This is a genomic window from Streptomyces sp. VRA16 Mangrove soil, assembly GCF_017377775.1.
In the GTDB taxonomy this organism is placed as follows: Bacteria; Actinomycetota; Actinomycetes; order Streptomycetales; family Streptomycetaceae; genus Streptomyces.
In genome coordinates this window covers 135,979-150,337 of the sequence record NZ_JAFVLN010000017.1, presented here as the reverse complement: position 1 = coordinate 150,337, position 14,359 = coordinate 135,979, and the positions used below count along the sequence as shown (strand labels likewise).

The window sequence follows — 14,359 nt, the reverse complement described above, 5'->3', positions numbered from 1 at the left end:
GTTTCTGTGTGTGATGGGGAGGACGTTGTGGCCAAGAGACCGATACTCCGGGTGGTGGCCGCGGGGGTGGTGGCCGCCGCCACCGGTTCCGCACTGCTCACCGGGCCCGCCTGGGCCGCCGACGAGACGCCCGGCACGACCGCGGCGGCCGGCGCCCCGGTCCCGGTGGCGCCCGTCATGACCCAGGGTCTCGACAAGGAGGCCAGGAGCGGCACCCCCGCCCAGGCCGCCCGTGCCCACATCGCGGACCACCAGGACACCTACAAGGTGCCCGCGTCCGATCTGAAGACGGTCCGTACGACGAAGGACGGCGACCAGACCACCGTCCGCTTCCAGCAGGAGCACGACGGCGTCCCCGTCTTCGGCGCCGAGTACGCGGTGCAGACCGAGCAGGAGGGCGACGCCCGCCAGGTCACCTCCGCCACCGGCACCCTCTACACCGAGCTCACGGTCTCCACGACGCCCAAGGTCGACGAGGGCACCGCGAAGAAGCGCCTGTTCGTGCTCGACGCTGGGCTGCGCGGCGTCGAGGGCGCGAAGACCGAGGCGCACGGCCTGACCGTGCTGCCCGACGCCCAGGGCGGCCGCCTCGCCTGGCACTTCACCGTCACCGGCGCCCGGCAGGACGGCAGCCCGGTCCGCCAGGAGGCGTACGTCGACGCCCGGGTCGGCGGCATCGCCCTCTCCTACAACAACGTCGACGCCGCCGACGCCGCGCCCGCGCAGGCCACTGGTGTCCGCGTCGACGGCAGCGAGGCGAAGCTGGAGGTGAACAAGGAGGCCGACGGCTCGTACACGCTGGTCGACTCGACCCGCGGCATGTACGCCGAGACCGGCGGCCAGATCCGTACCTACGACGCCCAGCGCAAGACCTACCTCGACGTCGCCGGCGGCCCGGTCGCGGACGACATCCCGCTCGTGGCGTCCGCGACGGACCGCTTCGACGGGACGAACACCTCGTCCGGCGCCGTCGACGCGCACCTCAACGCCGCCAAGGTCTACGAGTTCTACAAGAACGAGATCGGCCGCGACGGCATCGACGGCAAGGGCGGCTCCGTCTACTCCGTCGTCAACGTCTCCAACAAGGGCAAGGACTACGCCAACGCCTTCTGGGACGGCTCCAAGATGGTCTACGGCCACATGGACGGCGTACCGCTCTCCGTCGGCCTGGACGTCGTCGGCCACGAGATGACCCACGGTGTCACCGAGCACAGCGCGGGCCTGGTCTACCTGAACCAGTCCGGCGCCCTCAACGAGGCGATCTCCGACTACTTCGGCAACGCCATGGAGACCGCCGACAAGGGCGTCGCCATGGACGACCCGAACTCCGGGCTCATCGGCGAGTACCTGTGCAACGGCGCGAAGTCGCTGGAGGAGTGCGCGCTGCGCGACCTCAACGACGGACGCAACGCGCAGAAGGACTACGAGCCGATCCCGCTCGACATCGACAACGGTGGTGTCCACTACAACTCGACGATCGTCGGCGGCGCGCTGTGGGACATGCGCAAGACGCTCGACAAGAAGCTCGCGGACCAGATCGTCTACCGCGCGGCCCAGAACTACCTCACCCCGCTGTCCGGCTTCACCGAGATGCGCAACGCGGTGACGCTGGCTGCCAAGTCCCTCAAGGTCTCCGCGGACGACCGGGCGAAGATCGCCGCCGCCTTCGACGCGCACGGCATCGAGGACGGCTGGGAGGCCAAGGGCGGCACCCACGACGGCACCACCATCGGCGCCGACGTGCTGCCCGCCTACGAGGTGTACAGCGGCATCGACGAGCAGGCCGCGCAGATCAGCGGTGACGTCTACGCCATCGGGCACGGCGACGCCATCGCCTGGGACCGGGGCTCCGCCGCGTTCGGCATCACGGTCGGCCGGTTCAGCAAGCAGGAGGGCGACTCGGACCACGAACTCGCCCAGGACGACGCCTACCTGCTCGACCCGTCCCTCGACAAGGACCGCGTCGTCTTCACCCGGGTCGGCGCCGACGGCATCGGCATCTACGGCGCCGGCGACAAGGGCCAGGGCGAGATCAAGAAGGTCGTCGACACCCCCGACGCCGACGAGACCGAGCCCGTCACCGAGAACGGCGCCCTCGCCTACATCTCCACCACGGCCGACGGCGAGCAGGACGTCATGCTCCGCAAGGCCGACGGCACGACCGTGAACCTCACGCCGGAGGCCGGCACCAAGGCGTACCGCCTGGCCATGAAGGACGGCGCCCTCGCCTGGGCCGGCGCCGACGGCACCTGGCTGTACACGTACGATATCGCCACGGGCCAGACCCGCGCCAAGCGGATCACCGGCTACCTCACCGACGCGATCATGGACGTCCAGCTCACCAAGGACCGTGTCTTCTACCGCTCCAACGGCGGCTTCCTCATCCCGAGCTCGTCCTTCGGCTCGGCGCCCCTGGGCGACGACTCGAAGCTGAAGTCCCTGGTCTACCCGGGCATGACCTACGTCGGTCAGTTCTCCGTGACGGACGAGTACTTCGCGTACTCCACGTTCGACTTCTGGGGCGGTCTCGGCGCCTGGAACAAGCCGGGCAAGGTCCAGGTGGCCAAGACGGAGGAGCTGTTCTCCGGCACCAAGCCGCAGTGGCAGCGCGTCTCCTGCTCCTCCGGCGCCCAGATGGCCCCGTCCCTCGGTGACGGACAGCGGATCGCGTGGCTGGACACCACGTCCGCCGCGACGGACGTGGTGACCCGCGAGACGTTCGCCGGTACCTGCGAGAGCTAGCTCAACCCGCCCGGCCGGCGGCCCGGTTCACCGCGGACAGCACCGCCCCCACGGAGGCGGACAGCACCGAGGTGTCCCGGGCCGCACCCCATTCCCGTACGTCACCGGCCCGGCAGTGCGCGTACGCCACCGCCTCGCTGTCGGGTCCCGACCCGAGGGCGTGCTGGGCGAAGTCCCGGATGTCGACATCGACGCCGGCGGCCCGCAGCGCGTCGGTGAAGGCGTCCAGCGGGCCGTTGCCCTTGCCGTCCAGCTCCCGCACGTCGCCGTCCACTTCGGCGGTCCCGCGGAAGCGGTGCACGGCGCCCTCCCGCTGTGTCGACCAATCGCCGAGCAGCTGTACGCGGCCGGATGCGGCGGCCTCCAGATACTCCGCCCGAAACAGCGCGTACAGCTCCTCCGGGCGCGCCTCGCGCCCGCTGTCGTCGGTCGCCTCCTGCACCAGCCGCGCGTACCCGGGACGCATCCCCCGGGGCAGGTCGACGCCGTGGTGCTCCTTGAGCAGATACGCCATTCCGCCCTTGCCCGACTGGGAGTTGACGCGGATCACCGCCTCGTACGTACGCCCCAGGTCGGCCGGGTCGACCGGCAGGTACGGCACCTCCCACGGGCCGTCCGGGTGCGCGGCGCGGTGCGCGAAGCCCTTGCTGATGGCGTCCTGGTGGGTGCCGGAGAACGCCGTGTGGACCAGGTCGCCCGCGTACGGGTGGCGGGGGTGGACCGGCAGCCGGTTGCAGTGCTCCACCGTCGCGCGGACCGCGTCGATGTCGGAGAGATCCAGCTTCGGGTCGACGCCCTGCGTGTACAGGTTGAGGGCGAGGGTCACCAGGTCCACGTTCCCGGTCCGCTCGCCGTTGCCGAACAGGCAGCCCTCGACGCGCTGCGCGCCCGCGAGGACGGCCAGTTCGGCGCAGGCGACACCGGTGCCGCGGTCGTTGTGCGGGTGCACGGAGACGATCACCGCGTCGCGGCGGTCCAGGTGGCGGCTCATGTACTCGATCTGATCCGCGTACACGTTCGGGGTGGCGATCTCGACCGTCGTCGGGAGATTGTGGGTCACCGGCCGGTCCGGGCTCGCGTCCCACAGCGCCGTCAGCTCGTTGCACAGCTCCAGGACGAAGTCCGGCTCGGTGAGGTTGAAGGTCTCCGGCGCGAACTGGAAGCGGATGTGCGCGTCCGGGCGGGCGTCGGCCAGCCGCGCCATCTGCTCGGCGGCCTCCCGCACGGTCTGCCGGATCTCGGCGCGCGTACGGCCCAGGACGACCTCGCGCCAGACCGGCGAGGTGGCGATGTACAGGTGCACGACCGCGCGCGGCAGCCCCTCGACCGAGGCGAAGGTGCGCTCGATCAGGTCCGGTTTGGCGGGCGTGAAGACGACGGGGGTGACGTCGTCGGGGATCGCTCCTTCGGTGACCAGATGGCGGACGAAGTCGAAGTCGGTCCGGCTCGCCGACGGATAGCCGACCTCGATCTCCTTGAACCCGGTGCGCACCATCAGATCGAAGAAGCGCCGCTTGCGCGCGGTGTCCATCGGCTCGGCGAGCGCCTGATTGCCGTCGCGCAGATCGACGGGGACCCACAGGGGCGCCTCGGTGATCCGCCGGCCGGGCCAACTCCGCTCCAGTACGGGGACGTTGACGCGCTCGTCGTAGGGGCGGTAGCGGTGGAACGGCATGGGGGAGGGCTGCTGCGGATTCCAGCGGTACATGAGGCTTCTCAGTCCTTCGTGGTCGGTTCGGCGTTCGACGGGGGACCGACCGGCAGCGCGGCACCCCGCGGCGGGGTGCCGGTCGCGTCAGGCCCCGCCGCGGCTGCCGAGAAGAAGGAGACCGCGGATCATGCCGCGTACACTAGCCACACCTCAGCTCCTCAGACAAGTACTCCTCAGACAAGTTCACTCCGACAGATTGGTGCACCCGGTGTCGTCGCCCGTCGGTCCGCTCCGCCCCAGCCCCCTCGTCGAACAGGCCGCGGAGCGGCTGCGCACCCAGATCGCCGACGGCGTCTGGCCCGTCGGCACCCGGCTGCCCGGCGAGACCACCCTCGCCAAGGACCTCGGCGTCGGCCGCTCCACGGTCCGTGAGGCCCTGCGCGCGCTCGCCGGGGCCGGTATGGTGCGCCCGCGCCAGGGCGCGGGCGTCTTCGTGACCGCGACCCGCCCCGCGGAGGACTTCCCGGCCCGGCTGCGCAGGGCCTGCGTCGCGGACCTGTACGAGGTCCGGATGCTCCTGGAGATCCAGGCCGCCCGGCTCGCGGCCGAGCGGCGCACCGACGAGGACGTCACGGCGATGCGGGCGGCCCTGGACGCGCGGCGCGCGGCGGCCGGCGGCCCCGGCGACGCCTTCGTGGACGCCGACATCGCACTGCACACCACCGTGATCGCCGCCGCCCACAACCCCGTACTGACCGATCTCTTCGCGGAGTTCGCCCCCGCGCTGCGCCAGGGCCTCCTCGACCTCCTCGACCTCGTGGACGTACCGCGGGCCGAACGCGACCACGGCGACGCGGCCCACGCCGGGCTCGTCGACGCGGTCGTGGCCCAGGACGCCGAGACGGCCGGACGGGTGGCGCGCGAGGAACTGGAAGCGGTGCTCGGCAAGCTGAGAGCCTGTCTTTGAACCCCCGCCTGCGCCCCGACGCCCGGCACGCACGCTCGTCGCACGCACCGACCGCCGCTGCGCCCGCCCTCCGGGCGGACGACGGGGGTTCAAGACAGGCTCTGACCGCGGCCGGCTGAGGCCGCCCGGCGGCTACGCGGCGGCCGCTGTGCGGTACTGCCCCGGCGCCACCCCGAACTCCCGCTTGAACGCCTTGGCGAACGCGAACTCCGAGGTGTAGCCGGTGCGGTGGGCCACGAGCCGCAGCGGGAGGTCCGCCTCGCGCAGCAGCCGGCCCGCCGTCGTCATCCGCCACCACGTCAGATACGCCAGCGGCGGCATCCCCACCGCCGCCGCGAACCGGCGCGCGAACGCCGCCCGCGACAGACCGCCCAACGCCGCCAGCTCCGCCACCGTCCAGCCGTGCGCCGGATCGCCGTGCACCGCGTGCAGGGCCGCGGCCAGCGGCGGCTCGGTCAGCGCCGCCGCCCAGCCGGAGGCGGGCGCGCCGTCGTGCCCCTGCTCCAGCCACCACGCCCGCAGGATGTACAGCAGCAGCGTGTCCAGGAGTGCGGGCACGATGGTGTCGGAACCGGGGCGCGGCGCGTCCAGCTCCTCGCCGAGCAGCTCGACCGCCGCCCGCACCGACCGGTGCGCGCCCACCCGCGCGGGCAGGTGCACGACGTCCGGCAGCTGCCCGAGCAGCGGATGGGCGTGCGAGCGGTCCAGCTGGTACGCGCCGCAGAGCATCACCGCGTCGGGGGTGGGGCCGAGCGCGGGACGCGGCGGGGGAGCGGGCCAGGTCCCGTCCGGGGCGAGCGTGAACTCCTCGGGTACGACGTCGAGTTCGCTGACCAGGGCGTGCCCGCGGCCGTGCGCCAGGAAGGCCACGTCTCCGGCCTCCAGGCGGACCGCGCGCCGCACGTCGCCCTCCGGCAGCAGCCACGCCGTGCCGCGCAGCAGCACGTGGAACCCGGCGCCGTTGTGCGCGTCGAACCGGTTCCCCCACGGCGCGAACTTGTCCCGCAGCGCCGAGTGCGGGCGCCCCAGGCGCATGGCGGCGACGGCGTCACTGAGGATGTCCACCGCCCCACCGTAGCGCGGCAGTTCACCCTCTGAGACGTACGGACATGAAGGTGAGACCGGCAGGCATGGAACGTCTTACCGGACCCCCATAGCGTCGACGCCATGACGAACACCGATGTGACCACCGATGCGATCACCGATGTGACCACCACTCGCGCCGTCCTCTTCGACGAACTCGGCGGGCCCGAGGTCCTGCGCGTCCACGACGTGCCCCTGCGTCGGCCCGGCCCAGGCGAACTCCTCGTCAAAGTCCAGGCGTTGGGCCTCAACCGCGCCGAGGCGCTCTTCCGCGCCGGCGCCTACTACTACCAGCCGACCCTGCCCGGATCGCGGCTCGGCTACGAGGCGTCCGGCGTCGTCGAGGCCGTCGCCCCGGACGTCACCGACTTCGCACCGGGCGATCCCGTCATGACGGGGCCCGGCATCGAGATGGGCACCCAGGGCGTCTACGGCGACCGGGTCGTCCTGCCCGCGACGGCGGTCGTGGCCCGCTCCCGCACCGTGGACGCGATCACGGGGGCGGCGGCCTGGCTCACGTACTCGACGGCGTACGGCGGACTGGTCGAGACCGCCGGGATGCGGCCCGGCGACCACGTCCTGATCACCGGCGCGTCCAGCGGCGTCGGTACCGCCGCCCTCCAGGTCGCCCGGCGCGTCGGCGCCGTGCCGGTCGCCACCACCCGCACCGAGGCCAAGAAGCAGGCGCTCCTCGACCTCGGCGCCGAGCACGTCATCGTGACCGACACCGAGGACGTCGCGAAGGAGACCCACCGCGTCACCGGCGGCACCGGCGCGGACATCCTCTTCGACGCGATCGGCGGGCCCCGGCTCCCGGACCACGCGGCGGCGTTGCGCAGCCGAGGAACGATCGTCGTCTACGGCTGGCTGGACGGACCGATCGCCTTCCCGATGAACTGGCCGCAGACCATTCACACCTACGCCAACTTCCTCCTGCCCCCCGACGGCCGCCGCCGCTTCGACGCCTTCCTGGCCACGGGCCTGCGCGACGGCGCCCTGCGCCCGCACATCGCCGAGGTCTTCGAGGGCCTCGACCGCGTCCAGGACGCCCACCGCCTCATGGAGAGCAACACGCACACCGGAAAAATCGTCGTACGGATCGCGGAATAGCAGGATGGATGCCCAGGTTCGCATTCCATGCACGTGCATGAATCTCGCGAAGGGCATGACATGAAGATCGGCATCATCGGCGCGGGCAACATCGGCGGCAACCTCACCCGCCGCTTCACGGCCGTCGGCCACGACGTCCACGTCGCGAACTCGCGCGGCCCGCAGACCCTCACGGCCCTCGCCGAGGAGACGGGCGCCACGCCCGCCACCATCGAGGACGCCGTACGGGACGCGCAGGTCGTGGTCGTCACCATCCCGCTCCGGGCCGTCCCCCATCTCCCCAAGGGCCTCCTCGACACGGCGGCGCCCGACGTCACCGTGATCGACACCGGCAACTACTACCCGCAGCAGCGCGACGGGAAGATCGAGGGGATCGAGGACGAGGGCCTCACCGAGAGCCGCTGGACCGAGCGCCAGATCGGGCACGACGTCGTGAAGGTGTTCAACGGCACGTACGCGGCCGACATCCTCGACAAGGCGCGCCCCGCCGGTGCGCAGGACCGCGTCTCCCTGCCGATCTCCGGTGACGACACCGCGGCGAAGGCCGTCGTCACCGCGCTCCTCGACGAGATCGGCTTCGACGCCGTCGACAACGGCGGCCAGGACGAGTCGTGGCGCCAGCAACCCGGCACCCCCGTCTACGGCATGGCCGCCGACGCGGACTCCGTCCGCAAGGCCCTCGCCGCGGCGTCCCCCGAGCGCACGGCGGAGTGGCGGGCCTGAGACCCGCCCGCTCGGGTCAGGGCGTGGCCCATGCGCGCAGCGCGCTCTCGCTGTCGAATGCGGCCACGTCCTTGTCGTGCGGGTGGTCCGTGTACTGGTGGAAGGTCCACTTCGCCTTGATGCGCGGCTTCCCGGCGGTCACGTAGTCGGCGATCCACAGGCCGTCGCCCGCGTACGACGTCGCATCGCGATGCAGCCAGGAGTCGCGGTTGCAGTACAAGAGGCATCGGTTGTCCGGCCGCAACCGCTTGACCTCGCGAATGAACCGGTCCTTCTCGGCGTTGCTCGCGTGGGTGCCGTCCCCGGTCGTCTCCCAGTCCACGGCCAGTAGATCCCCCGCCTTCTCCGGGGCCTTGCTCACGAAGTACTCGGCCTGTGCGGTCAGGTTCCCCGGCCACAGGAAGTGGTAGAACCCGACGACGCAGCCGCCGTCGCGGGCCAGTTTCGTCTGGTGGGCGAGGCGTGGATTGACGTACGAGCGGCCCTCCGTCGCCTTGATGAAGACGAACGACAGACCGTCCGTGTCGAACGTGGACTGGTACGAGCTGACATCGATGCCGCGCAGCATGCGGGGCCTCCTGGTCGGTGGGGCGACGAGGTCGGAGCTCCATCGTCCCGGAAACACCGGGCTCTGTGGTCACCTTCGGGACACCCGTACATCGCCGAGGTGAACCGTCGAAAGGGAGACCGCGGTGTGAGCCCGTGTGTTCTTGGAACACGCTTTACACGGGCCGGTGCAACTGAGCCCACCCGAAGAGGGGTCTGACAGTGGGCCGGGCCCCGATCGGGGGGCGCGGATCTAGCGAGAGTGGGGCAGGTCGTGGGACGGCGCAAGGGCGGCGGAATAGGGATCGCGCTCATGACGGTCGCGGTGCTGGTGGGGGCGAGCGCCTGCGGCGGGGGCGGCAGTGACGACAAGGCGGGCGGCAGCGACGGGAAGGCCTCGGGGAAGCCGAGCGCGAGCGCGTCGCCCTCGCCGGCGAAGCCCAAGGGCCCGCCGATGCTCCTGGAGACGATCATGCCGCAGTCCGGGGCCACGGTCGGTGTGGCGATGCCCGTATCGGTGATCTTCACCGACCCGGTGGCGAAGAGCGCCCGCGCCTCGGTCGAGAAGCACATGAAGGTCAGTGCCTCGACGCAGGTGGCCGGCGCCTGGCACTGGTTCGGCGACAAGCGCGCCGACTGGCGGCCCAAGGACTACTGGCCGTCGGGGACGCAGGTGAAGGTCGTCGCCGACATGGAGGGCGTCTCCAACGGCAACGGCCGCTACGGCGTGCACAGTTACACCCACACCTTCAAGGTCGGCGACGACGTCCGCGCCGACGTCTCGGTCACCGGACACACCATGAAGGTCACCAAGAACGGGTCCACGCTGCGCACCCTGTCCATCAACGCGGGCAGCGCCCAGTACCCGACCTGGAACGGCACGATGGCCGTCATCGACAAGCAGGAGAAGGTCCACATGACCTCCTGCAGCGTCGGCATCAGCTGCGACAAGGGCAGCGCCAACTACTACGACCTGACGCTGCCCTGGGACGTGCACCTGACCCAGTCCGGTACGTACGTGCACTACTCGACCGGTGACCCGAACCCGGGCAGCGGCAGCGCGCGCGGTTCGCACGGCTGCGTCCACCTGTCGATGTCCGACGCCAAGTGGTTCTACCAGCAGGTCAAGCAGGGTGACCCGGTCACCATCTCCGGCTCCCCGCGCGCGAAGGCCCCGGCCGACAACGGCTACGCCGACTTCAACCTGGGCTGGGACCAGTGGCTGGCGGAGAGCGGTTCGGGCGAGGGGACGACCGCCGCGCTGTGACGCACTGAGCCGCCCCACCGGCCGGCGCACAGAAGCAGGACGAGCAGAGGTCCGATCTCGTAGGCAGAGATCGGACCTCTTTCGTCATGTCCATTGACCGGCTTGCGCTCAACGGAGACGCTGTACCCGCGTTCGTGAACCATGGACATGTACGTGAACGAGTGTGCCGTCGCGACGAAGGGACAGTCCTCCGATGACCCCTGCCCGCTCCAGACCCGGAGCTCTGCTCGCCGCAGCGGCGGTCGCCGCCCTCGCGGCCGTCTCGGCCCTCGGTGTCAGCGCCCCCGTACAGGCCGCCGCCCCCGCCGGCCGCGTCCTGCACGTCGCCCCCGACGGCTCGGACCGGGCGCCGGGCAGCGCCGCGCACCCCCTGCGCACCATCGGCCGCTGCACCGACCTGGTCCGCCCCGGCGACACCTGCCTGATCCACGCGGGCCGTTACCGGGAGCAGGTCACCCCGCCGTCCGGCACCGCGCACGCGCCCGTCACCCTGGCCGCGGCCGGTGACGGAGCCGTCGTCGTCGACGGCACCGAGAAGGCCGGCGGCTGGCGGGACGCGGGCGGCGGGCTCGTCGCCGCTGATGTCCGGCTCCCTCTCGACCCGAGCGAGAACGCCCTGTTCCTGGACGGGGAACGGGCCGCCGAGGGCCGCTGGCCCAATGCGGGCGCCGATCCCCTCGACGCCACCTGGGCGGTCGCCGAGCGCACCTCGACCTCCCAGCACATCGACGACCCGGACCTGCCCGCGGGCACCGACTGGACCGGCGCGACCGTGCACCTGTGGGCGGGCTCCAACCCCTGGGCCCAGCAGACCGGCACGGTCACCGCCTCCGGCGCCGGCACCCTCGACTTCAAGGGCGGCAACCACCGCTGCACGCCGCTGTGCATGGGCGACCAGAACTACCGCAACTACTACCTCGTGGGTGCGAAGGCCGCCCTGGACCAGCCCGGCGAGTGGTACTACGACCACGCCGCGCACCGCCTCTACATGGTTCCGCCGAAGGGCGGTATGCGCGGGCACACCGTCACGGCCAAGTACCGCGCCTGGGGCGTCGACCTCCGCTCGTCCTCATACGTGAACGTGCGCGGCCTGAGCCTGTGGGGCACCTCGCTGCGCACCGGCGACGACTCGCGCGGCGTGACGGTGAGCGGGCTGCGCGCCCGCTACGTCTCGGAGTTCTCCACGCTCCCCATGCCCGCCGACAGCGACCTGGCCATCGAGCCGGGCGAGGGGCACATCGTCGCCTCCCGGATCCTCGACTCCGGCGTGCAGATCCGCGGGCACGGCAACACCCTGCGCGACAGCGAGATCTCCGACTCGGCGGGCACCGGCGTCCTCGTCCGCGGCGACCACAACACGGTCACCAACTCGCTGATCCACGACGTGGGTTGGATGGGCAGCTACACCCCCGGCATCGAGGTCAACGGCAGCAACCAGACGATCACGCACAACACCGTGCGCCGCACCGGCCGTTCGGGCATCGACACGGCGTGGCAGCTCAACGGCGTCCCGTTCCACGACAACCGCATCGCCTACAACGACCTGTCGGAAGGCATGCGTTCGTCCCGCGACGGCAGTTCCTTCTACGTCTGCTGCAACCTCGACGCGTCCGGCACCTCCGTCGACCACAACACCACCCACGACCACGACGGCCAGATCGGCTACTACGTCGACAACTCCTCGGCGAACTTCCTGCTGCACCACAACGTCGCCTGGAACATCGGCCGCAACGGCTCCTTCTTCAACGCGCACGGCACCTCCAGCACCGGCAACCGCGACCAGAACTCCAGCTACGGCGAAGGCATCACCGGCCCCACGATCCGGATGAACGGCTCCCTCGACGCCTCCGGGACCGTCTTCTCCAACAACATCGTGCGCCAGTCCATCGAGATCACCGGCGGCCTCGGCGACCCGCCCGCCGTCGCCCGCACCAACCTCACCCCGCCCGCCGACCCGCTCTACGAGGACGCGCGCAACGGCGAGCTGTGGCTGAAGGACGGCTCACCCGCCATCGACGCGGGCGAGACGATCGACGGCGTCACCGGCTCCTACCGGGGCGCGGCCCCCGACCAGGGCGCCTACGAGTACGGCGACGCGATCTGGTCGTCGGGCTGCTCGCTGCCCGGCTGCACGACGCAGGTGCGGCGCGGGGACTGGAAGGCGACGTCGAGCGACGGCTCGGACGCCTCGGCCGCCGTCGACGGGCAGACCCCGACCCGCTGGACGGCCCCCGCGGCGCAGCGCGCCGGCCAGTCGCTCACCCTCGACCTGGGCACCGCGAAGACCTTCGACCGAGTGGTGCTCGACGCGGGCCTCGACGCGACCGGCCAGGCCGCCGGCTGGACGGTCGCCGCCAGTGACGACGGCACGCACTTCGGCGCACCGCTCGCCACGGTCGGCGGCGGCGCCTTCGCGCAGGACGCCACGTTCGCCCCGCAGACGGCCCGCTTTCTGCGCTTCACGCTCACCGCGGACGGGTCGGTCCCCTGGCAGGTCACGGACGTCCGGCTCTACGCCGACGGGCCCGACGCGGCGAGCCCGGTCCAGGCCGAGCGGGCACAGAGCGGCCCCGGGACCGCCGACCTTGCGAGCAGCGGTGCGCTGGGCAGCGGCGACGCGCTCGGCTTCCGGTCCGTGGCGTTCGGCGCGGGCGCGGACCGGCTGAGCGTCCGGCTCGCCGCCGACCGCCCGGCACCGGGCACCCGCCTCGAACTGCGTCTCGGCTCACCGCACGGACGCGTCGTCGCCACCCTGCCGGTGCCGGACACCGGCGGCGCCGACACCTGGCGGGAGACCTCGCTCGCCCTGCCCGCACCGCTGACCGGCACCCACGACGTCTACCTCGTCGCACCGCGCGGCGGCGTCGCCGTCGACTGGTGGAAGGCGGTCAGCACTCGATGATGTTGACGGCGAGGCCGCCCCTCGCCGTCTCCTTGTACTTGACGCTCATGTCCGCACCGGTGTCCCGCATGGTCTTGATGACCTTGTCCAGGGACACCTTGTGCGAGCCGTCGCCGCGCATCGCCATCTTGGCCGCGGTGACGGCCTTGACCGCCGCCATGCCGTTGCGCTCGATGCACGGGATCTGCACCAGGCCGCCGACCGGGTCGCAGGTCAGGCCGAGGTTGTGCTCCATGCCGATCTCCGCCGCGTTCTCCACCTGCTCCGGGGAGCCGCCGAGCACCTCGGCCAGGGCGCCCGCCGCCATCGAGCAGGCCGAGCCGACCTCGCCCTGGCAGCCGACCTCGGCGCCGGAGATCGAGGCGTTCTCCTTGAAGAGCATGCCGATGGCGCCCGCGGAGAGCATGAAGCGGACGACGCCCTCCTCGTCGGCGCCGGGCACGAAGTTCACGTAGTAGTGCAGGACCGCGGGGATGATGCCCGCCGCGCCGTTCGTCGGCGCCGTCACGACCCGGCCGCCCGCCGCGTTCTCCTCGTTCACCGCCATCGCGTACAGGGTGATCCACTCCATGGCGTGCGCCAGCGGATCGCCCTCGGCGCGCAGCTTGCGGGCCGAGCTCGCGGCCCTGCGGCGGACCTTGAGGCCGCCCGGCAGGATGCCCTCGCGGGCCATGCCGCGCGACACGCACGCCTGCATCACGCGCCAGATCTCCAGGAGGCCCGCGCGGATCTCGTCCTCGGTGCGCCAGGCCTTCTCGTTCTCCAGCATCAGCGCCGGGATGGACAGGCCGGTCTCGTTGCTCAGGCGCAGCAGCTCGTCGCCGGTGCGGAAGGGGTACTTCAGGACCGTGTCGTCAGGGACGATCGGGTTCTCGCCCGCCACCGCGTCCTCATCGACCACGAAGCCGCCGCCGACCGAGTAGTACGTCTTGGTCAGCAGTTCCTTGCCGTCGGCGTCGTACGCCCACAGGCTCATGCCGTTCGCGTGGTACGGCAGCGCCTTGCGGCGGTGCAGGATCAGGTCCGCGTCGAAGTCGAAGCCGATCTCGTGCACGCCGAGCAGGCTGATCCGGCCGGAGCTCTTGATCGCCTCGACGCGCTCGTCGGCGTGCTCCACGTCGACCGTGCGCGGCGACTCGCCCTCCAGGCCGAGCAGCACCGCCTTCGGGGTGCCGTGCCCGTGTCCGGTCGCGCCCAGGGAGCCGTACAGCTCGGACCGTATCGAGGCGACGTGGGCCAGCAGGCCCTCGTTCTTCAGGCGCCGGGCGAACATCCGCGCCGCGCGCATGGGGCCGACCGTGTGGGAGCTGGACGGGCCGATGCCGATCGAGAACAGGTCGAAGACCGAGATGGCCACGGGGAACTCCA

10 protein-coding genes are annotated in these 14,359 nt (G+C 71.6%); 6 read left to right on the top strand and 4 right to left on the bottom strand.

What is annotated here, in order from left to right; genetic code table 11:
- The first annotated feature begins 27 nt into the window (after window positions 1-27).
- Window positions 28-2,742 carry a M4 family metallopeptidase gene (locus J3486_RS34875; RefSeq protein ID WP_207827790.1) on the top strand — a complete coding sequence of 905 codons (2,715 nt, stop codon included), beginning with the start codon at window positions 28-30 and terminating at the stop codon, window positions 2,740-2,742.
- A gap of 1 nt (window position 2,743) precedes the next feature.
- Here J3486_RS34875 and leuA read toward each other — a convergent pair whose 3' ends face one another.
- Window positions 2,744-4,450, bottom strand: coding sequence for a 2-isopropylmalate synthase (gene leuA, locus J3486_RS34870; RefSeq protein ID WP_207827789.1), 1,707 nt, complete (start codon window positions 4,448-4,450; stop codon window positions 2,744-2,746).
- A 211-nt stretch (window positions 4,451-4,661) separates the two neighbouring features.
- On the opposite strand from leuA, the gene J3486_RS34865 reads away from it, so the two are divergent.
- Entirely contained in the window at window positions 4,662-5,360 is a 699-nt protein-coding gene (locus tag J3486_RS34865) for a FadR/GntR family transcriptional regulator (RefSeq protein ID WP_374194808.1), read from the top strand.
- Between the two features lie 132 nt (window positions 5,361-5,492).
- On the opposite strand, the gene J3486_RS34860 is transcribed toward J3486_RS34865, so the two are convergent.
- A complete protein-coding gene (locus J3486_RS34860) occupies window positions 5,493-6,425 on the bottom strand; it encodes an AraC family transcriptional regulator (protein WP_207827787.1) in 933 nt (310 codons plus the stop codon).
- Between the two features lie 102 nt (window positions 6,426-6,527).
- On the opposite strand from J3486_RS34860, the gene J3486_RS34855 reads away from it, so the two are divergent.
- Together J3486_RS34855 and J3486_RS34850 are read left to right on the top strand one after the other, a co-directional pair.
- The gene (locus tag J3486_RS34855; protein WP_207827786.1) at window positions 6,528-7,553 is read left to right on the top strand and encodes a zinc-dependent alcohol dehydrogenase family protein; all 1,026 of its coding nucleotides are present in this window, start codon (window positions 6,528-6,530) and stop codon (window positions 7,551-7,553) included.
- 27 nt (window positions 7,554-7,580) lie between these two features.
- Window positions 7,581-8,276, top strand: a complete 696-nt coding sequence (locus J3486_RS34850) for an NADPH-dependent F420 reductase (protein WP_207827785.1) — start codon at window positions 7,581-7,583, stop codon at window positions 8,274-8,276.
- Between the two features lie 16 nt (window positions 8,277-8,292).
- Here J3486_RS34850 and J3486_RS34845 read toward each other — a convergent pair whose 3' ends face one another.
- The gene (locus tag J3486_RS34845; protein WP_207827784.1) at window positions 8,293-8,844 is read right to left on the bottom strand and encodes a glycoside hydrolase family 25 protein; all 552 of its coding nucleotides are present in this window, start codon (window positions 8,842-8,844) and stop codon (window positions 8,293-8,295) included.
- A 291-nt stretch (window positions 8,845-9,135) separates the two neighbouring features.
- Here J3486_RS34845 and J3486_RS34840 point away from each other — a divergent pair, with 291 nt between their 5' ends.
- Together J3486_RS34840 and J3486_RS34835 are read left to right on the top strand one after the other, a co-directional pair.
- Window positions 9,136-10,089 carry an Ig-like domain-containing protein gene (locus J3486_RS34840; RefSeq protein ID WP_207827783.1) on the top strand — a complete coding sequence of 318 codons (954 nt, stop codon included), beginning with the start codon at window positions 9,136-9,138 and terminating at the stop codon, window positions 10,087-10,089.
- 193 nt (window positions 10,090-10,282) lie between these two features.
- Window positions 10,283-12,991, top strand: coding sequence for a carbohydrate-binding protein (locus tag J3486_RS34835; RefSeq protein ID WP_207827782.1), 2,709 nt, complete (start codon window positions 10,283-10,285; stop codon window positions 12,989-12,991).
- On the opposite strand, the gene J3486_RS34830 is transcribed toward J3486_RS34835, so the two are convergent.
- The gene (locus J3486_RS34830) at window positions 12,978-14,348 is read right to left on the bottom strand and encodes an L-serine ammonia-lyase (RefSeq protein WP_207827781.1); all 1,371 of its coding nucleotides are present in this window, start codon (window positions 14,346-14,348) and stop codon (window positions 12,978-12,980) included. The two genes, J3486_RS34835 and J3486_RS34830, sit on opposite strands and share 14 nt — an antisense overlap.
- Between the last annotated feature and the right edge of the window lie 11 nt (window positions 14,349-14,359).

Bases quoted from the DNA above. Each gene is read 5' to 3' on its own strand.
- J3486_RS34850 (WP_207827785.1), top strand. From the start codon at position 7,581: ATGCACGTGCATGAATCTCGCGAAGGGCATGACATGAAGATCGGCATC.
- J3486_RS34845 (WP_207827784.1), bottom strand. From the start codon at position 8,844: ATGCTGCGCGGCATCGATGTCAGCTCGTACCAGTCCACGTTCGACACG.
- leuA (WP_207827789.1), bottom strand. From the start codon at position 4,450: ATGTACCGCTGGAATCCGCAGCAGCCCTCCCCCATGCCGTTCCACCGC.
- J3486_RS34855 (WP_207827786.1), top strand. From the start codon at position 6,528: ATGACGAACACCGATGTGACCACCGATGCGATCACCGATGTGACCACC.
- J3486_RS34835 (WP_207827782.1), top strand. From the start codon at position 10,283: ATGACCCCTGCCCGCTCCAGACCCGGAGCTCTGCTCGCCGCAGCGGCG.
- J3486_RS34840 (WP_207827783.1), top strand. From the start codon at position 9,136: ATGACGGTCGCGGTGCTGGTGGGGGCGAGCGCCTGCGGCGGGGGCGGC.